The organism is Erythrobacter sp. SDW2, from assembly GCF_021431965.1.
GTDB lineage: Bacteria > Pseudomonadota > Alphaproteobacteria > Sphingomonadales > Sphingomonadaceae > Parerythrobacter.
The window spans coordinates 221,543-238,678 of record NZ_CP090370.1 but is presented as its reverse complement, the minus strand read 5'-3'; the positions used below and the strand labels follow the sequence as shown (position 1 = coordinate 238,678).

The 17,136-nt window shown below is 64.7% G+C and carries 20 protein-coding genes and 1 tRNA gene; 14 read left to right on the top strand and 7 right to left on the bottom strand.

What is annotated here, in order from left to right; genetic code table 11:
* Positions 1-89: 89 nt before the first annotated feature.
* From ruvC to LY632_RS01140, 5 genes are all read left to right on the top strand, one after another.
* A complete protein-coding gene (ruvC, locus tag LY632_RS01160; RefSeq protein ID WP_234091987.1) occupies positions 90-572 on the top strand; it encodes a crossover junction endodeoxyribonuclease RuvC in 483 nt (160 codons plus the stop codon).
* Between the two features lie 158 nt (positions 573-730).
* Positions 731-1,081, top strand: coding sequence for an ArsC family reductase (locus tag LY632_RS01155; RefSeq protein ID WP_234091986.1), 351 nt, complete (start codon positions 731-733; stop codon positions 1,079-1,081).
* Positions 1,082-1,085: 4 nt separating this feature from the next.
* On the top strand, positions 1,086-1,655 hold the full coding sequence (pnuC, locus tag LY632_RS01150; protein WP_234091985.1) for a nicotinamide riboside transporter PnuC: 570 nt from the start codon (positions 1,086-1,088) through the stop codon (positions 1,653-1,655).
* The gene (locus LY632_RS01145; RefSeq protein ID WP_234091984.1) at positions 1,652-2,179 is read left to right on the top strand and encodes an AAA family ATPase; all 528 of its coding nucleotides are present in this window, start codon (positions 1,652-1,654) and stop codon (positions 2,177-2,179) included. The genes pnuC and LY632_RS01145 overlap by 4 nt, the downstream gene beginning before the upstream one ends.
* Positions 2,176-3,222 carry a glycerophosphodiester phosphodiesterase gene (locus tag LY632_RS01140; protein ID WP_370636548.1) on the top strand — a complete coding sequence of 349 codons (1,047 nt, stop codon included), beginning with the start codon at positions 2,176-2,178 and terminating at the stop codon, positions 3,220-3,222. Before LY632_RS01145 ends, LY632_RS01140 begins: the two co-directional genes overlap by 4 nt.
* 2 nt (positions 3,223-3,224) lie before the next feature.
* Here the strand turns inward: LY632_RS01140 and ubiG are convergent, their stop codons facing one another.
* The gene (gene ubiG / locus LY632_RS01135; RefSeq protein ID WP_234091983.1) at positions 3,225-3,995 is read right to left on the bottom strand and encodes a bifunctional 2-polyprenyl-6-hydroxyphenol methylase/3-demethylubiquinol 3-O-methyltransferase UbiG; all 771 of its coding nucleotides are present in this window, start codon (positions 3,993-3,995) and stop codon (positions 3,225-3,227) included.
* Between the two features lie 50 nt (positions 3,996-4,045).
* Here ubiG and LY632_RS01130 point away from each other — a divergent pair, with 50 nt between their 5' ends.
* From LY632_RS01130 to LY632_RS01110, 5 genes are read left to right on the top strand one after another with little or no spacing between them, the layout of a single operon-like run.
* Positions 4,046-5,341, top strand: coding sequence for an aspartate kinase (locus LY632_RS01130; RefSeq protein WP_234091982.1), 1,296 nt, complete (start codon positions 4,046-4,048; stop codon positions 5,339-5,341).
* Positions 5,338-6,348 carry a nitronate monooxygenase family protein gene (locus LY632_RS01125; RefSeq protein ID WP_234091981.1) on the top strand — a complete coding sequence of 337 codons (1,011 nt, stop codon included), beginning with the start codon at positions 5,338-5,340 and terminating at the stop codon, positions 6,346-6,348. Before LY632_RS01130 ends, LY632_RS01125 begins: the two co-directional genes overlap by 4 nt.
* Position 6,349: 1 nt before the next feature.
* On the top strand, positions 6,350-7,204 hold the full coding sequence (gene purU, locus LY632_RS01120) for a formyltetrahydrofolate deformylase (protein WP_234091980.1): 855 nt from the start codon (positions 6,350-6,352) through the stop codon (positions 7,202-7,204).
* Positions 7,205-7,231: 27 nt separating this feature from the next.
* Positions 7,232-8,023: an SDR family NAD(P)-dependent oxidoreductase gene (locus LY632_RS01115; protein ID WP_234091979.1), complete on the top strand. Its 792-nt coding sequence runs from the start codon at positions 7,232-7,234 to the stop codon at positions 8,021-8,023.
* A 12-nt stretch (positions 8,024-8,035) separates the two neighbouring features.
* The gene (locus LY632_RS01110) at positions 8,036-8,926 is read left to right on the top strand and encodes a dienelactone hydrolase family protein (RefSeq protein WP_234091978.1); all 891 of its coding nucleotides are present in this window, start codon (positions 8,036-8,038) and stop codon (positions 8,924-8,926) included.
* Positions 8,927-8,929: 3 nt separating this feature from the next.
* Here the strand turns inward: LY632_RS01110 and LY632_RS01105 are convergent, their stop codons facing one another.
* From LY632_RS01105 to LY632_RS01095, 3 genes are all read right to left on the bottom strand, one after another.
* A complete protein-coding gene (locus LY632_RS01105; protein ID WP_234091977.1) occupies positions 8,930-9,277 on the bottom strand; it encodes a hypothetical protein in 348 nt (115 codons plus the stop codon).
* Between the two features lie 146 nt (positions 9,278-9,423).
* Positions 9,424-9,891, bottom strand: coding sequence for a protein tyrosine phosphatase family protein (locus LY632_RS01100; RefSeq protein ID WP_234091976.1), 468 nt, complete (start codon positions 9,889-9,891; stop codon positions 9,424-9,426).
* Entirely contained in the window at positions 9,878-12,028 is a 2,151-nt protein-coding gene (locus LY632_RS01095; RefSeq protein WP_234091975.1) for a PQQ-dependent dehydrogenase, methanol/ethanol family, read from the bottom strand. The genes LY632_RS01100 and LY632_RS01095 overlap by 14 nt, the downstream gene beginning before the upstream one ends.
* Before the next feature lie 129 nt (positions 12,029-12,157).
* On the opposite strand from LY632_RS01095, the gene LY632_RS01090 reads away from it, so the two are divergent.
* Positions 12,158-13,144: an SPFH domain-containing protein gene (locus tag LY632_RS01090; protein WP_234091974.1), complete on the top strand. Its 987-nt coding sequence runs from the start codon at positions 12,158-12,160 to the stop codon at positions 13,142-13,144.
* A 6-nt stretch (positions 13,145-13,150) separates the two neighbouring features.
* Positions 13,151-13,627, top strand: a complete 477-nt coding sequence (locus tag LY632_RS01085) for an NfeD family protein (RefSeq protein WP_234091973.1) — start codon at positions 13,151-13,153, stop codon at positions 13,625-13,627.
* Between the two features lie 6 nt (positions 13,628-13,633).
* Here LY632_RS01085 and LY632_RS01080 read toward each other — a convergent pair whose 3' ends face one another.
* Positions 13,634-14,575 (bottom strand): complex I NDUFA9 subunit family protein, encoded by a 942-nt coding sequence (locus LY632_RS01080; RefSeq protein ID WP_234091972.1) that lies wholly within the window; start codon positions 14,573-14,575, stop codon positions 13,634-13,636.
* Positions 14,576-14,756: 181 nt separating this feature from the next.
* On the opposite strand from LY632_RS01080, the gene LY632_RS01075 reads away from it, so the two are divergent.
* Together LY632_RS01075 and LY632_RS01070 are read left to right on the top strand one after the other, a co-directional pair.
* Positions 14,757-14,843 (top strand) — tRNA-Leu (locus LY632_RS01075).
* A 165-nt stretch (positions 14,844-15,008) separates the two neighbouring features.
* Positions 15,009-16,232: an integrase arm-type DNA-binding domain-containing protein gene (locus tag LY632_RS01070; RefSeq protein WP_234091971.1), complete on the top strand. Its 1,224-nt coding sequence runs from the start codon at positions 15,009-15,011 to the stop codon at positions 16,230-16,232.
* A 136-nt stretch (positions 16,233-16,368) separates the two neighbouring features.
* Here LY632_RS01070 and LY632_RS01065 read toward each other — a convergent pair whose 3' ends face one another.
* Positions 16,369-16,563 (bottom strand): hypothetical protein, encoded by a 195-nt coding sequence (locus tag LY632_RS01065; protein WP_061921215.1) that lies wholly within the window; start codon positions 16,561-16,563, stop codon positions 16,369-16,371.
* On the bottom strand, positions 16,554-17,105 hold the full coding sequence (locus LY632_RS01060) for a thermonuclease family protein (protein WP_234091970.1): 552 nt from the start codon (positions 17,103-17,105) through the stop codon (positions 16,554-16,556). Before LY632_RS01060 ends, LY632_RS01065 begins: the two co-directional genes overlap by 10 nt.
* Positions 17,106-17,136 lie beyond the last annotated feature (31 nt).

Genomic DNA, 17,136 nt, shown 5'->3' with positions numbered 1-17,136 from the left:
CCCTCCCGCTTGCGGGAGGGGTTAGGGGTGGGCCTGGTCCGACCTCTCACCCACCCCCTGACCCCCTCCCGCGAGCGGGAGGGGGAAGGATGCTGATCCTCGGCCTCGACCCGTCGCTCAGCTGCACCGGCTGGGGAGTGATCCGCGCGGAAGGGTCGCGCATCGCCCATGTCGCGCATGGCCAGATCGCGACTTCGGCCAAGGCTGCTCCGGCGGACCGGCTGGCCGAGCTTTATCGCGCCATCGCCGGGGTCATCGCCCAGCACCGGCCCGACCGGGCAGCGTGCGAAGAAATCTTCGTCAACAAGAACCCGCAATCGACGCTCAAGCTGGCCCAGGCGCGCGGCGCGGTGCTGGCGGCGTGCGGAGCAGCGGGCCTCACCGTCAACGAACACGCCGCGCGGCTGGTCAAGAAGGCGGTGGTCGGCACCGGCGGGGCGGAGAAGACACAGGTGCAGGCCATGCTGCGGGTGCTGCTGCCGGCGATCGAGATTGCCGGGGCCGATGCCGCCGATGCGCTGGCCGTGGCCATCGCCGATGCGCATCTGTCCTACAGCCCCACGATCCGCTAGCGAGCAGGGATGAATCGCATGAATCTTCCGGTCTTTGCGTCTGCGAGTACGTCTCGCCGAGGCAGTCCGGAGTTTTCCTTCAGGACAGTGTGACAAGTGTGACATGGCCCCTGAAACGGGCACTGAAACGGACACTCAAACGGGCACGGAGCGGCAGCATGATCCACCTCTACGGCATCCCCAATTGCGACACGGTCAAGAAGGCGCGGGTTTGGCTCGACGGCCAGGGGCTCGCCTACGCCTTCCATGACTACAAGAAGGAAGGGGCCGATCCGGCGAAGCTCGAACGCTGGGCCGACCGGGTCGGTTGGGAAGTGCTGCTCAACCGGCGCGGGACGACCTTCCGCAAGCTCGATGAAGCCGCCAAGGCCGATATCGACCGTGCCAGGGCCATCGCGCTGATGGTGGAGCATCCCAGCCTGATCAAGCGCCCGGTGGCGGTTCACGAGGACGGCGAACGTATTCTCGTCGGCTTCAGCCAGAGCGAATGGGAAAACGCGTGGGGCTGAAGGCGTGAGCCCGCTCGAGATCGTCGGCACGGTCTTCGGCTTTGCCAATATCGTGCTGCTGATCCGCCGCTCGGTGTGGAACTTCCCCGCCGCCATGGTGATGGTGAGCTGCATCGGCGTGGTGCTGTTCGAGGCGAAACTCTACGCCGAGGCCGGGCTGCAGGCGTTCTTCTTCGTGGTCAATGTCTATGGCTGGTGGCTGTGGAGCCGCGCCGGCGGGATGGAGCACGCGGTTGCGGTCGGCTGGCTCGGCTGGTCGGCGCGGATCGGCTGGGCGCTCGCGACCGGGCTTGCCAGCGTGACATTGGGCTGGGCGCTGGCGCGCTATACCGATGCGGCGCTGCCGATGGCGGATAGCGCCGTGGCGGGGATGAGCATCGCGGCGCAGTTCCTGCTCTCGTTCCGGCGGATCGAGAACTGGGTGCTGTGGATCGTGATCGATGTCGTCTCGATCTGGCTTTTCGTCACACGCGGGCTCAACCTGCTGGCGGTGCTCTATGTCGCGTTCCTCATCCTCTCGGTCGTCGGCCTGCGCGAATGGTGGCGCGCGGCGAAGGCGCAGCAGCCGGCATGATCCGTGTCTGCTTCCACGGGGCGGAAAGCACCGGCAAGTCGGTGCTGGCAGAGGCGCTCAGCCGCGAGTCGGGTTGCCCCTGGGTGCCCGAATATGGCCGCGCCTATGCCGAAGAACACGGCACCGATTTCACCATTGCGGACCTGCTCGCCATCGCCGAGGGACAGGATGCGGCGATGCGGGCGACCTGCCTTGGCGAACCGCCGCTGGTGCTCCTCGATACGGATCCGCTGATGACGGCGGCGTGGGCGCAAATGCTGTTCGGCAACGTGCCTGACACATTGCTCGCCTATCCCAAGGCCGAGCATTACCTGCTGTTCCGGGCCGACACGCCGTGGCGTGAGGATGGCACGCGGATGTTCGGCACGGCCGACGCGCGGGCGCAATTCGCGGCGGTGGCGGAAGAGATGTTGCATCGCGCCAAGGTGCCGTTCACCCGCGTTTCAGGCGACTGGCGCCAGCGAGGGCAGGCGGCGCGCGAAGTGATCACGGGCTTGCACGCCCGGCAAGGGGACACATCATGAAACGGGTTGCATGGCTGGGCGCGCTGCTGGCGCTGGTGATGGCGGCACTGCCGCAGGTGGCCGCCGCTACCGACGCTACCGACAGGGACTTCATCGTCATCGCCCATCGCGGTGCGAGCGGCGAGCGGCCCGAGCATACCTTGGCCGCCTATGAACTGGCGATCGACCAGGGCGCGGACTATATCGAGCCCGACCTCGTGCCGACCAAGGATGGCGTGCTGGTGGCGCGGCACGAGAACGAGCTGTCGGACACAACCGATGTCGCAGCCCGTGAGGAATTCGCCGACCGCCGCCGTTCCAAGACCATCGACGGGCAGCTGATGGCAGGCTGGTTCGCCGAAGATTTCACGCTGGCCGAGCTTCGCACGCTTCGGGCCAAGGAGCGCTTGCCGGCTATCCGCCCCCAGAACGCGCGCTACGACGGCTTGTATCAGGTCCCGACGCTGGAGGAGATCGTCCGTCTGGTGCGCGCCAAGGAGGTCGAGACCGGGCGGCGGATCGGGCTCTACCCGGAACTCAAGCATCCCGAGTTTCTGCTCCAATCGGAGGGAATCGATACAGTCGACCTGCTGCTGGCCGAATTGGCGCGGTTGGGCATTGCCGCAGCCGACCCGGTCTTTATCCAGAGCTTCGAGATCGCCCCGCTGCGACGACTGAACCAGCGCAGCGACTTCAAGCTGGTGCAACTGATCAACGTCGGCGGAGGCCCGGCCGATGAGCCGGGGATGAGCTATGCCGAGATGGTCACGTCGACCGGATTGGCGGAGATCGCCACCTATGCGGACGCGGTGGGGGCGAACGTGCAATTGCTGCTCGAACTCGACGGCACGCCTTCGGCCCTCGTCACCGCTGCCCATGCCGCAGGTCTGAAGGTCCACGCCTGGACGCTGCGCAAGGAGAACGCTTTCCTGCCCCCGCAGCTGCGCAGCGCCGGTGGCGAGGGCGCTCCCGGCGACATGGGCAAGCTGGCGCAGATTCTGAAGCGGACCGGGGTCGACGGGGTCTTCACCGACGATCCGGTGCTGCTGGCGGGAATGGAGTAGGCTCAGTCCCGGCGCGCGCTGAGGATGTAGTTGAGCGATTGGTCGGCGCTGAGGTGCAGCCCCTTGGCGACCGAGAAGGCGATGCCGCGTGTCTCGGTGACGGCCAGCCCCACATCGACGAGCATCGCGCTCAACTCCTCCGGCCCGATGAAGTCGTCCCAGTGGTGCGTACCTTTCGGGACCATGCCGACCGCTTCCGCCGCGCCGACCAGCAGCAGGCGCGATTGCGCGGTGCGGTTGGGGGTGGAGAGGATCATCAGCCCGCCCGGCGCGAGATGCGCCGCCAGCTGAGCGAGGAAGGCCGGCTTGTCGGCAACGTGTTCGATCACTTCGAGACAGGTGACGAGATCGAACTGCCCGAGCCCCAGCGCGGCCAGTTCGCCATGGCGGTAATCGATGGCCAGCCCCGACCCTTCGGCATGGGTGCGGGCCGCCGCGACATTCTCCGCCGCCGCATCGACGCCGGTGACCTGCGCCCCCAGCCGGGCCAGCGGTTCGCACAGCAACCCCGCACCGCAGCCGACATCGAGCGCGGTCTTGCCCGCCAGCGGTTGGTAGCCGTCGATATCGCCGCCCCAATGCAAGTCGATCGCCTCGCGGATGAAGCCCAGCCGCACCGGACCCAGCTTGTGCAGCATGGCGCTCGACCCGTTGGGGTCCCACCATTCCGCCGCCAGCCGGCCGAAATGTGCCGCCTCTTCCGGGCGGATCGTCGTGGCACCAATTGGCTTGGCTGAAGTTTTCGTTTCGCTCTGGCCGGTTGCATCGCTCATGGCTCCCCCCTAACAGCGCCTCAAGCAGCATTCCAGCGGGAGCAGCATTCTTGGCCCGTATCGTAATGAAATTCGGCGGCACCTCGATGGCGGGGACCGAGCGGATTCGCCGCGTCGCCAATATCGTGCGCAAGCAGGCGGCCCCAAAGCCCGACGGGACCCGTGACGAGGTCGCCGTCGTGGTCAGCGCCATGGCGGGCGAGACCGACCGGCTGGTCAATTTCTGCCGCGAAGCCAATGCGCTTTATGACCCGGCCGAGTACGACGTGGTGGTGGCCTCGGGCGAGCAAGTTACCTCGGGGCTGCTGGCGCTGACCCTGCAATCTTTGGGCTGCAAGGCGCGCAGCTGGCTCGGCTGGCAATTGCCGGTCCACACCATTGAAGCCCATGCCAAGGCGCGGATCGAGGACATCGACAGCGAAGCCCTGCTCGCCAGCATGGCCGAAGGCGTGATTGCGGTGATCCCCGGTTTCCAGGGGCTGAGCGAGGATGGCCGCGTCACCACGCTCGGTCGCGGCGGCTCTGACACTTCGGCGGTGGCGGTGGCGGCGGCGATCAAGGCCGACCGCTGCGACATCTACACCGATGTCGACGGGGTCTACACCACCGACCCGCGCATCGTCGCCCGCGCCCGCAAGCAGAAGGCCGTGACCTACGAGGAAATGCTGGAGCTGGCCTCGGTGGGAGCGAAGGTGCTGCAGACCCGCTCGGTGGGTCTGGCGATGAAGGAAGGGGTGAGGGTGCAGGTCCTCTCCAGCTTCGTCGGCGACGATGCCATCCCGGCAGACGATTTGCCCGGCACGATGATCGTGTCGGACGAGGAAATGGAACGCATACTTCAGGAGGGCGATATGGAACGCCAGCTCGTGACCGGCATCGCGCATGACAAGAACGAGGCCAAGGTGATCCTCACCCGCGTGCCCGACCGGCCCGGCGCGGTGGCCAATATTTTCGGCCCGCTGGCCGCCGCCAGCATCAACGTGGACATGATCATCCAGAACGTCGGCCGCGACAAGGGCGAGACCGACGTGACCTTCACCGTGCCACAGGCCGACCTCGCCCGGGCGCAGGCGCTGCTCGAGGACAAGCGCGACGTGATCGGCTACAACCGCATCATCACGGACAGCAAGATCGCCAAGATCAGCGTGGTCGGGGTCGGCATGAAGAGCCACGCCGGGGTCGCCAGCACCATGTTCAAGGCGCTGAGCGAGCGCGGGATCAATATCCAGGCGATCTCGACCTCGGAAATCAAGGTCAGCGTGATGATCGACGAGGACGAGACCGAACTGGCGGTGCGCGTGCTGCACACGGCCTATGGCCTCGATGCCGAGGAACCCGCCGCGTGACCGCCAGTCCCAAGACCACCGCACTGATGCAGCGCGGGATCGACTTTCTCGGTTCCGAGCACGCCATCCTGTGCGGGGCGATGAGCTGGGTTAGCGAGCGCAACCTCGTTTCCGCCATCTCCAATGCGGGCGGCTTTGGCGTGATCGCCTGCGGGGCGATGACGCCCGAGCTGCTCGATACCGAGATCGCCGAGACCAGAGCGCGGACCTCCAAGCCCTTCGGCGTCAATCTCATCACCATGCACCCGCAGCTGTTCGACCTGATCGGCGTGTGCGAGAAACACGGCGTGACCCATGTGGTGCTGGCGGGCGGTATCCCGCCCAAGGGCAGCGTCGAGGCGATCAAGGCCTTCGGCGCCAAGGTCATCGTCTTCGCCCCCACGCTGGCGCTGGCGAAGAAGCTGCTGCGTTCGGGCGGCGATGCGCTGGTGATCGAGGGGATGGAGGCGGGCGGCCATATCGGCCCGGTCGCGACCAGCGTGCTGGCGCAGGAGTTCCTGCCCGAGCTGGCCGAGGACCACCTGGTGTTCGTGGCGGGCGGGATCGGCCGGGGCGAGGCGATCGCGGGCTATCTCGAGATGGGTGCGGTCGGCGTGCAGCTCGGCACCCGTTTTGCCTGCGCTACCGAGAGCATCGCCCACCCCGATTTCAAGAAGGCCTTCTTCCGAGCCAAGGCCCGCGATGCCGAGGCCAGCGTGCAGGTCGATCCGCGCTTGCCGGTGATCCCGGTCCGCGCGCTCAAGAACAAGGGCACCGAGGCCTTCACTGCCAAGCAACGCGAAGTTGCTGCCCTGCTTGACGCAGGCGAAGTCGATATGGGCGAGGCGCAGCTCCAGATCGAGCACTTCTGGGCCGGTGCGCTGCGCCGCGCGGTGATCGACGGCGATGTTGAGGGCGGCAGCCTGATGGCGGGTCAGTCGGTCGGCATGGTGACGCAGGAAGAGCCTGCTGCGGACATCATTGCCCAGCTGATGCGCGAAAGCGAAGAGGCGCTTACCCGGCGCTGACATGAGCGAGCCGCTGATCCTCACCCTTTCCTGCGCTGACCGGCCCGGGATTACTGCGCGGGTCACTGGGTTCCTGTTCGAGCAGGGTTGCAACATCCTCGAGGCGCAGCAGTTCAACGACCGCGAGGCGGACCGGTTCTTCATGCGGATCGAGTTCGACCCGTTGAGCGCCACTGCCGATGGCCTCCGGGCCGCCTTCCTGCCGCTTGCGACAGAGCTGGCGATGGACTGGAAGCTGGTCGCCCGCGACCGGCCGCGGCGGGTGATGATCATGGTCAGCAAGTTCGATCATTGCCTCGCCGACCTGCTTTACCGCTGGCGCATCGGAGAGTTGCCGATCGACCCGGTCGCGATCGTCTCCAACCACCCGCGCGAGGCGATCAGCCACACCCATATCGGCGAAGTGCCGTTTCATCATTTGCCAGTGACCGCCGCGACCAAGGCCGAACAGGAAGCGCAGGTCCGTGCCGTGGCCGAGGCCAGCGGCGCCGAGCTTGTGGTGCTGGCGCGCTACATGCAGATCCTGTCGGACCAGCAGGCGGCGCATTTTGCCGGACGCTGCATCAATATCCACCACAGCTTCTTGCCCGGCTTCAAGGGGGCCAAGCCCTATCACCAGGCGCATGCGCGCGGGGTAAAGATGATCGGGGCGACGGCCCATTATGTCACCACCGATCTCGACGAAGGGCCGATCATCCACCAGGATGTCGAGCCGATCAGCCATGCCGACAGTCCGGACGATCTGGTCCGCAAGGGCCGCGATATCGAAAGCCGTGTGCTGGCTGAGGCAGTGCGGATGCATGTCGAAGAGCGGGTGCTGCTCAACGGCCAGCGGACGGTGGTTTTCCGAAGTTAGAGACAGAACAGCTCTGGGGAGAGAGACATGACCGATTATCCATTGCCGAATGCATCCATGGACCTGCATGGCCGGGTCGCGTTGGTAACCGGCGCATCCTCAGGCCTGGGCGAACGCTTTGCCCGGGTGCTGGCGAGCCAGGGTGCGGCAGTGGTGCTGGCAGCGCGGCGGCTCGACCGGCTGGAGAAGCTCGCGGCAGAGATCGAGGCAGCTGGTGGCAGGGCGCTGCCGGTACAGATGGACGCGACCGATGCCGCTGCGCTGGTCGCGGCGGTTGATGCGGGCGAGGCGGCCTTTGGCACCATCGATATCCTCGTCAACAATGCCGGCATGCCTGACGCCCAGCGCGCCCACAAGATGAGCGTCGAGCTGGTCGACCAGGTGCTGGGCGTCAATCTGCGCGGCCCTTGGCTGCTCGCCTGCGAAGTCGCCAAACGGCTGATCGCGGCGAAGAAGCCGGGCAATATCGTCAACATCAGCTCGGTCGCGCATTACCGCTATGACGGCGGCGGCGCGGCGCTCTATGCCGTGACCAAGACCGCCATCGCCCGCATGACAGAGGCGCTCAGCGTCGAATGGGCCTATGCCGGTATCAACGTCAACGCCATCGCCCCGGGGATGTTCGTCAGCGAAATGACCGACGGCATGTTCGAACGCATCGGCGACCCGCGCGAGCATGTTGCCCGCAAGCGGGTGCCAGTCCCGGCGCAGATGGATTCGACGCTGCTCTATCTCGTCGCGCCGTCGAGCGAATGCGTGACCGGGGCCATCATCCGTATCGACGACGGGCAAAGCGCGCGGGTATTCATGCGCAGCTAAAGGAGACAAGCGATGTGCGACGAAACCGATCTGGCCGGTTGGGATAACAAGCTGGCAGCCAAGGGGCTCTCGCGCCGCGACTTCGGCCTGATGGGCGGGGCAGTAGCATTGACCGCCTGTTCGGGCACGGTCACCGCAGGCAGCGATACGGAGTCCGCTGGGGGCCTGACCGAGAAAATGGTGCTGATCGATACGCGGGAAGGCGAGATGGATGCCTTCTTCGTGCATCCCTCAGACGGAAAGCATCGCGCTGTCATTCTGTGGCCCGACATCGCCTCGCTCCGTGAGGCCAAGCGGGTCATGGCGCGGCGGCTGGCTGCGGAAGGCTATGCCGTGCTGGTTGCCAACCCCTATTACCGCGATGTGCAGGCCGACCAGTTCGCCGACATGGCCTCCTTTCGCGCCGATGGGGGTTGGCAGAAAGTCGGCCCTTGGCGTGGCAAGCTGTCGAGCGATGCCGTGAAGGCGGATACCGATGCGCTGGTTAAATGGCTCGACGGGCAGGAGGCGGTCGATACCGCCAAAGGCATCGGCACGCAGGGCTACTGCATGGGCGGGCCTTTCACCGTCTATTCGGCCCACGCCCGGCCCGATCGGGTCAAGGCCGCGGCCAGTTTCCACGGCGGCGGGCTGGTGCGCGAGGATGAAGCGAGCCCGCATAAGAATTTCCAACCGGGTACAAGCTACCTCATCGCCATTGCGAAGAACGACGATGAGAAGGCTCCCGAAGAGAAGACCGTGCTGCGCGAGGCGGCGGATACTGCCGGGATCAAGGCCGAGATCGAGGTCTATGGCGGCGATCACGGCTGGTGCGTGCTCGACAACCCGACCTACGACCAGGCCGAAGCCGAGCGGGCGTGGGGCCGCTTGCTGGCGCTCTATGAAAGTGCCCTTAAAGGCTGACGCCTAGCGCACTCCGGGCAGGAAGATGTTCGGCTGCTGCGGGATACACGGGTTGCCATTGACCATGGCATCGAACGGACCGCTGCCCGATGGCCAGCGCCCGTCGGTGTAGGTTGTGCTGGAGTATCCCGCGCCGCCATTGGCATAGAGCGGGCAGGCATTGGTGGCGTAGTAACTGGTGTAACCGCTGTCGTAGCTCGAACCGCCTCGCCGATCCTCCCGCTCCTGCAACCGTCGCAGCGCAGCCCGTTTGCGCTCGAGGCAGACACTGTCGTAGCCGGAAAAGTCGCCGTCACGATCATACACCGCGCATTGCGCGTAATCACCGTTGGTAAGGGCCTGAGCCTGCACATTCGCAGACAGCGCCAAACCGGCTCCTGCGATTGCAACCGAACACACCATCGCAAATCTCATCGAGATTCTCCCCAGTAGGCGACCCGGCAAAGGGGCTATGGGAGAGTGGGTGACATATGGCTGAAGTCGGCGTTGTGCGCTGTTCAGCCTTGCAGCAGCGACTTCCATGGCTGTGCGGCTGGCTCGTCGCTGCTGCGGGGATCCCACACGCGGGCCATGCGCGCGGTGGCTTCCGCTTCGGACAGGCCGCGCGCCCGGTCCAGCAGGTAGAAGAAGGCCGTCACGCGGTAGTTCATGATGCAATGCACGTGGACCGGCCCCTCGGCCGCCTCGAGCGCAGCCTCGAATGCGGCCACGTGCTCCTGCGTCGGGGCATCGAAGGGCACGGGGATATGGGTGTAGGCAATGCCATGCCGACCCAGCAGACTGGCCTCGTCCGCCAGCGCTTCCGGGTGGCTGTCCAGCGCCAGGTTGATGACATGCCGCACCCCGATCGCCGCCAGCCGCGCGGGATCGTCCGGCTGGAGGCGGCCCGAGGTGGTTATCCCGTCGGGCCGCCTTTGCCAGTTGCGGATGTCATCCGGATCTGCGGGCGGCTTATCGCTGGGCAACCTTCCCGCTGCCTTCCAGCACCTTGTCCTCATTGGCGCGCTTGATGATGTATTCGCGCACCGCGTCGATCTCTTCCTTGGTCAGCGAACCCTCGAAGCTGACCATGCCGCGATCCTTGAGGATGCCGTCATAGACCACCGCGCTGAAGGCGTCCTTACTGGCGATGGTGGCCGAGCGGCGCAGGTCCGGCAGCACAGTCGAGCCGACCGCTGCCGGGGCATGGCAGACCGCGCAATAGCGGGCGTATTTGGCCTTGCCGACCGCCAGCACCGCATCGCTTGCGCGGCTCGGCGGCGGGTCGAGCGGCAGGCTGGCGAGTTCCCTCATCGGGGGCAGCTTGCCGTCTGCGCCCAGCTTGAACACCAGCAGGCGGCTGATGTTCTGCACCGGGCCCTGATCGTTGACCAGATGGCCATCGGCAGTGATGGCATAGGCACCACCCCAGCCGGCCAGCACCGCGACATATTGCTCGCCGTCGACCGTGTAGGTGATCGGCGGGGCGACGATGCCGGTCTGGGCCGGGAAGCTCCACAGCTTCTCGCCCGTGGCCGAGTTGTAGGCGCTGAACTCGCTGCCCGAATTGCCCTGGAACACGAGGCCGCCGCCGGTGGCGAGCAGGCCGCCGTTCCACGGCCCCGGGAATTCCACCGTCCAGCGGGCTTCCTGCTTGACCGGATCCCAGGCCGTCAACTTGCCCTTGACCGTGCCATAGACCGCCCGGCGGATGCCGAGATCGGGTGGCAGGTCACCGGCACCCAGGTCGAATCCGACATTGAAGCCGCGTGCGGTGTCGGGCTTCCAGTTGGCTTCGGGGGCGTACATCGAAGCCGCTTCGAAGGCCGGGATATAGACCAGCCCGTCGGCGGGGCTGAAGGCCATCGGGTGCCAGTTGTGCCCGCCCAGCGGCCCCGGCATCACCAGCGCCGGCTTGCCGGTCTTGTCGACCCGCGCCTCGGCCACTTCGATCGGGCGGCCCTTGTCGTCGATGCCCTTGGCCCAGTTCTGCGGGATGTAATCCTCCGCGCTGATGAACTCGCCGGTGGCGCGGTCAAGGACATAGAAGAAGCCGTTCTTGGGTGCCTGCATCAGCACCTTGCGCTCTTTTCCGTCGATGGTGATATCGGCCAGCATTATATGCTGGGTGGCGGTGTAATCCCAGGTCTCGCCCGGCGTGGTCTGGTAGTGCCAGACATATTCGCCGGTGTCGGGCCGGATGGCGACGATGCTGGAGAGATATAGGTTGTCACCCTCGCCCGTGCCGTCCTTGCCCGGGCTGCGATAGGCGCGGTTCCACGGGCTGCCATTGCCGACGCCGAAATAGAGCAGATCGAGCTCCGGGTCATAGGCCATGGAATCCCACACTGTGCCGCCGCCGCCGATGCCGCTGTCGCTACCCAGCACGTTGCCGAACCAGGTTTCAGCCGCCTTCTGCAGATATTCTGGGTCGTCCGAGCTGTCTTCGTCGGGCACGGTGTAGAAGCGCCACAGTTCTTCGCCGTCAGCAGCGTCGTAGGCGGCAATATAGCCGCGAACGCCGAACTCGGCCCCGCCGTTGCCGATCAGCACCTTGCCGTCGATGACCCGCGGTGCGCCGGTGATGGTGTAGCTCTTGGTCTGGTCGACGGTGACTTTCTCCCACTCGACCGCACCGGTTTCGCGGTTGAGCGCGACCAGCCGCCCGTCGAGCGTGCCGAGGTAGAGCTTGTCGTTCCACGCCGCGAGCCCGCGGTTGACGACGTCGCAACAGGCCTTGGCACCGGTTTCGCCGGGCACCTTGGGATCGTATTCCCACAGCGGCTTGCCGGTCTTGGCGTCGTAGGCCTTCACCTTGCTCCAGGCGGTGGTGAGATAGAGCTTGCCGTCGATAACCAGCGGGGTTGCTTCCTGCCCGCGCGCCGTATCCATGTCGGCGGACCAGGCGAGGCCCAGTTGGCTCACATTCTCGCGATTGACCTGATCGAGCGGCGAGAAGCGCTGCTCGTCATAAGTCCGGCCATGGGTGATCCAGTTTGCGGTGTCCGCGCCAGCGCCGACCAGCTTCGCGCTATCGATCCCGCCTTCGACGATGGTTTCCTCGCCGCTACAAGCGCTCAGAGCAAGCGCTGCCAGCCCCGCCAGCATGGCAAAATGGTTCATTGTTCCTCTCCCCTCCGGCGCGATTCTGTCAGTCGCGCTTTGCAACCTTTTGTGCCGGACCACTGCGCGCTTGTCCATGGCCGGAATGGCGCTAGTCTGGCGGAACTGTTCTCAGGGAGAATGTCCGCCATGGAATTCGTACTGGCCGCACTGCTGCTCCTGCTGTTCGTCTTCCTCGCGATGGGAGTGCGGGTGGTGAAGCAGGGCTTCGTCTACACCATCGAGCGGCTGGGCCGCTTCCACAACGCCGCAGAACCCGGCCTGCATATCCTGATCCCGTTCATCGACCGCGTCGGGCGCAAGATCAACATGATGGAGCAGGTGCTCGATATCCCGGGCCAGGAAATCATCACCGCCGACAACGCCATGGTCGGGGTCGATGCGGTGGTGTTCTTCCAGGTGCTCGATGCCGGCAAGGCCGCCTATGAAGTATCGAACCTCTACCAGGCGATCATGGCGCTCACGACCACCAATTTGCGCACGGTGATGGGCAGCATGGATCTCGACGAAACCCTGTCGAAGCGTGACGAGATCAACGCCCGGCTGCTCAGCGTGGTCGATCACGCGACCTCGCCCTGGGGCGTGAAGATCACGCGCGTCGAGATCAAGGACATCCGCCCGCCGCACGACATTTCCGAAGCCATGGCGCGGCAGATGAAGGCCGAACGCCTCAAGCGCGCCGAAATCCTCGAGGCCGAGGGCGACAAGACCAGCTCGATCCTGCGCGCCGAGGGCCGCAAGCAGTCGGCCATCCTCGAAGCGGAAGGCAAGCGCGAAGCCGCCTATCGCGACGCCGAGGCCCGCGAGCGTGCCGCCGAGGCCGAAGCCAAGGCGACGCAGCTGGTGTCGGACGCCATCGCGTCTTCCGGCAACCAGGCGATCAACTATTTTATCGCCCAGGAATACACCAGGGCCTTCGGCAAATTCGCCGACAGCCCCAATGCCAAGACCATCCTGTTCCCGATGGAGGCGACCCAGCTGATCGGCTCGCTCGGCGGGATCGGCGAGCTGGTCAAGGGCGCGCTGGGCACTGATACCCAGACCGTCAACACCGGCACGCCGCTGCCGCCAGAACGGCCACGCACCAGCGTGCCGCGCTCGCGCGACCAGGGGTAAGGCGCGATGCTCGACGGGATCGAGGCCTACTGGTTCTGGGCCGCCATCGGCCTGCTGCTGGCGGCGGCCGAGATATTGCTACCCGGGGTCTACCTGATCTGGCTGGCCGTGGCTGCGCTGCTCACCGCGGTGCTGACGTTCGTGCTCGACCCCGGGGTGCCGTTACAGATCGTCAACTTCGTATTCCTCTCGCTGATCATCGCGTTCAGCGCCCGGCGCATCCTGCGCGACACACCGATCTTCAGCGCCGACCCGTTGCTCAACAAGCGCGGCGCAAGGCTCGTCGGGGAGACCGCCGTGGTTGTGCAGGACTTCGCCGGGGGCAGCGGCCGGGTGAAGCTGGGCGACAGCGAATGGCTCGCCAAGGGCATCGACATGAAAGCGGGCGAGCGCGTGCGCGTGACCGGAAGCGAAGGCGCGATCCTTCTCGTTGCGCCAGCCGATGCGATCGAAGCGGGCAAGCCCGCCCTTCCTGAAGCGTAGACCACCCTACACCAGCGCTTCGTTGAAGCGCCCGTGCTTGCGGTAACGGACCATCCAGTCGTCGAGGAACAGGCCCAGCGGCTTGGGTTCGATCCCCAGCTTCTCCAGCCCCGGGAGCGCGCCCGAGGCGACATTGCCCGCCTTGAGCATCGCCCACTGGTCGCGGCTCATCGGTGTCAGCGGCAGCGCGGCGAAAGTGGCGCTGGCGAAATCCGGCATGGGAAAGAAGGCACGGTTGCGGCGCTGCGCCTCGGCGATCCGCTGGTGAATCTCCAGCATCGTCAGTTGTTCGGGTCCAGCCAGCTCGTAGGTCTTGCCGCCATGCGCCACAGGGTTGGCCAGAGCTGTCGCGATGGCTTCAGCGACATCATCGACGAACACCGCCTGCATCTTTGCCTTGGGGCCAAACACCGGCAAAGCGGGCAGGCTGGCAATGAGCCCGGCGAACATGTTGATGAAGTTGTCGTCTTCGCCGAAGATCACCGACGGGCGTACGATTGTGGCCTTTGGAAACGCTTCCAACACCCGCGTCTCGCCCATGGCCTTGCCCAGCGCGTAGTCGGTCTCGCCCTCGGGATCGGCCCCGATGGCGCTGACCTGGACGAAAGCCTCCACCCCGGCTCCTGCCGCGAGGCGCGCGATCGCGCCCGGGGCCTTACCCATCAACTTGACCTGGTCGCCCTCGAACGAGCCGACGAGGTTGACCACCGCATCGCTACCCGCAAGGCAGGCGGTGACGCTCTGCTCATCGAGGATATTGCACCGGGCGAACTGCAGCTGGCCGAGGTTGGCCAGCGGCTTCAGCGTATAGGCCTTCTCCGGATGGCGGCTGGCGATGCGCAGCCGCGCCCCGCGCTCCAGCAGCGCCTGCGCCACATGCTTGCCGAGGAACCCCGAACCGCCAAAGACGGTGACGAGCTTGTTGGCGAGGGGGGAAATGGCAGGCATCGGGAGGCAATCCTGTGTCGAGAATCCGTGGGTGCAATTGCGTGCTCGCCATGCCCCAAGCGGGCCCGTCCCGCAACCGCCACGATATCCCCCGTGACATGACCGTTGACAGGCCGCGCGACTCTTCGTAGTGGCCCGCCCCTACCCGCGGCCCGGACCACGATGACCGGACGCACAGTGTGCCCAGATGGCGGAATTGGTAGACGCACCGTCTTCAGGTGGCGGCGCTCGCAAGGGCGTGGAGGTTCGAGTCCTCTTCTGGGCACCATTTGTTCTTCTCACGTTCTCCCAAATAATCTATAAAACCCGCAGAAATCCTAGGGATTTGGCCCTTGGATCGTTCCGGATCGTCCCGCCTGTTCTCGGGGCTTCCAGACACTTTTGTGGGCCTTTTGAGGCCGTTTCGCAAAGGCCCAGATGAAAAGGCCCCCACATGCCGCTGACAGATACTCGCCTCCGCGCACTCAAGCCCAAGGATAAGCCGTACAAGGTCACCGATGAGCGCGGCCTATATGTTGAGGTCACGCCGACCGGCGGCAAACTTTGGCGATTCCGATACCGGATCGGCGGCGCGCAAAAGAAGCTCTGCATCGGCAGCTATCCCGAAATCAGCCTCAAGCAAGCGCGAGACGAAGCCTACGAGGCACGACGAGCTGTTGCTTCAGGGGGCGACCCGGCCTTTGAGAAGCGCAAGCGGAAAATCCGCGCCGAGTTCCTTTCTGCACAGACGTTCGAGGCAGTCGCACGTGAGTATATTGAACAGATGATGGTCCAGAATGGCCGTGCCGATGGCACGATCGTCAAGGCCAATTATTTCCTCGACAAGCTTGCGCCTGCCATCGGGAACCGATCCATCAACGAGATCGAGCCGTTCGAAGTCCTGGCTCCTCTGAAACGACTGGAAGCTACTGGTAAGCACGAGACTGCGAAGAAATGCCGCTCGTTCGCAGGCCGCGTGTTTCGCTATGGTGTCGCAACGACCCGTTGCAAATCCGATCCGACCAGTATGCTGAAGGGTGCACTCGTAACGCCGCGAGCCAAGCATTATGCAGCAATTCTCGAGCCCACCGAGCTAGGCGGGTTGCTCCGCGCAATCGACGACTTCACTGGCTACATGGTGACGAAGTTAGCCTTGCAGATAGCGCCGCATGTGTTCGTACGCCCCGGCGAACTCCGGCACGCCGAATGGCATGAGATCGACCTCGTCGATGGGGTCTGGAAGATCCCTGCCGGTAAAATGAAAGCGCGCCGAGCGCATGCCGTCCCGCTTTCCAAGCAGGTTAGAGGCTATCTCACTGATCTGGCCGAGATGCTCGGCCGCGAAGGATATGTTTTCCCATCTGCGCGCAGCTCCAAGCGTCCCATGAGTGAAAACACGCTCAATGCCGCATTCCGTCGCATGGGATACTCGAAAGAAGAAGTCACCGCTCACGGACTCCGTGCGACAGCATCGACATTCCTGAACGAGTCGGGCCTTTGGAATCCCGATGCGATCGAGCGTGCCCTGGCACATGGCGACAGCAATGTTGTGCGTGGCATCTACCATCGCGGCAAACATTGGGACGAGCGCGTGCGAATGGCTCAATGGTGGAGCGACTACCTCGATGAGCTGCGGACAGGAGGAAAGGTCATCATGGGGAAGTTTGCGAAGGGTTGATCGGGAGATCGAATTTCTTCTCAGCCAATGCAGGATTGAAGGCTCAGGATCAGCCCTATCAGGGACACTGACGCCAGCACGGCGAACTCAATTCTGATGCCCCAGATTCGAAGCCAATTCCGCATCGTGCCGAGCCTCAGTTCGTAGAGCTTTGGCAGCTAAGTTGATCGAAGCGTTCAGCAACAGTCTTCCACGTTGCTATGCCTGCCTCGTCCCCTTCGTTGGATAGCCGCTGGATTTGCTGCGCGATATAAGCGGTTCCCTCTTCGCCATGGTTCTTTTCGACCCAGAGCGCGACGGCCCACAATTCCTGATCGCGGTTCAGCACCATGGCTCACGTCTCCCGGTCCAGGTCCGCGCCAGCCCTTCGCTGACCAGCTGATCGCCCAGCGAGCGGCCGCCGCGCGTTACAACCCGCAATTTGCGACCGTACTGATCCTCATCTCTGCTCCCGATAGTCGTCAGTTCAAAGGGCCCGTCATTGAGCAATTCGACAAGGCGGTGCGTCGCGCGCATGCCGAGCTGGTATTCATAGTCGCAACGAGGCTCGCTGATCTCGGGAGTGTCGATGTCGGCAATCCGGATCTTCACGCCATCAAGCCAGAAAGTATCTCCATCCACGACGCATGTGCGCCGGATGGATCCGCAGATGTCGAATTGTGGGGAGCTTGCTTGCTGGAATAAAGCCTGAGGCTGCTGATCGCCGTCAGCAAGGCTGGCATCATGGACTGGCCAGTTGAGTGCCAGCATCCCTCCAGCAAATACGATCGCGAATGCTCCCAAACCCAACGCGATCTCCTTTCTAAGCTTCCGGCGCTTCTTTGCCTTCAACGCCTTGCGAAAATCGAACGGCTCACCGGGGGTCTCATTCACTGGCGTTGTCCGTCTTCATTCCGGCACATGA

Bases quoted from the DNA above. Each gene is read 5' to 3' on its own strand.
- ruvC (WP_234091987.1), top strand. From the start codon at position 90: ATGCTGATCCTCGGCCTCGACCCGTCGCTCAGCTGCACCGGCTGGGGA.
- LY632_RS01155 (WP_234091986.1), top strand. From the start codon at position 731: ATGATCCACCTCTACGGCATCCCCAATTGCGACACGGTCAAGAAGGCG.
- LY632_RS01145 (WP_234091984.1), top strand. From the start codon at position 1,652: ATGATCCGTGTCTGCTTCCACGGGGCGGAAAGCACCGGCAAGTCGGTG.
- LY632_RS01140 (WP_370636548.1), top strand. From the start codon at position 2,176: ATGAAACGGGTTGCATGGCTGGGCGCGCTGCTGGCGCTGGTGATGGCG.
- ubiG (WP_234091983.1), bottom strand. From the start codon at position 3,995: ATGAGCGATGCAACCGGCCAGAGCGAAACGAAAACTTCAGCCAAGCCA.
- purU (WP_234091980.1), top strand. From the start codon at position 6,350: ATGAGCGAGCCGCTGATCCTCACCCTTTCCTGCGCTGACCGGCCCGGG.
- LY632_RS01115 (WP_234091979.1), top strand. From the start codon at position 7,232: ATGACCGATTATCCATTGCCGAATGCATCCATGGACCTGCATGGCCGG.
- LY632_RS01110 (WP_234091978.1), top strand. From the start codon at position 8,036: ATGTGCGACGAAACCGATCTGGCCGGTTGGGATAACAAGCTGGCAGCC.
- LY632_RS01095 (WP_234091975.1), bottom strand. From the start codon at position 12,028: ATGAACCATTTTGCCATGCTGGCGGGGCTGGCAGCGCTTGCTCTGAGC.
- LY632_RS01090 (WP_234091974.1), top strand. From the start codon at position 12,158: ATGGAATTCGTACTGGCCGCACTGCTGCTCCTGCTGTTCGTCTTCCTC.
- LY632_RS01085 (WP_234091973.1), top strand. From the start codon at position 13,151: ATGCTCGACGGGATCGAGGCCTACTGGTTCTGGGCCGCCATCGGCCTG.
- LY632_RS01080 (WP_234091972.1), bottom strand. From the start codon at position 14,575: ATGCCTGCCATTTCCCCCCTCGCCAACAAGCTCGTCACCGTCTTTGGC.
- LY632_RS01070 (WP_234091971.1), top strand. From the start codon at position 15,009: ATGCCGCTGACAGATACTCGCCTCCGCGCACTCAAGCCCAAGGATAAG.
- LY632_RS01065 (WP_061921215.1), bottom strand. From the start codon at position 16,563: ATGGTGCTGAACCGCGATCAGGAATTGTGGGCCGTCGCGCTCTGGGTC.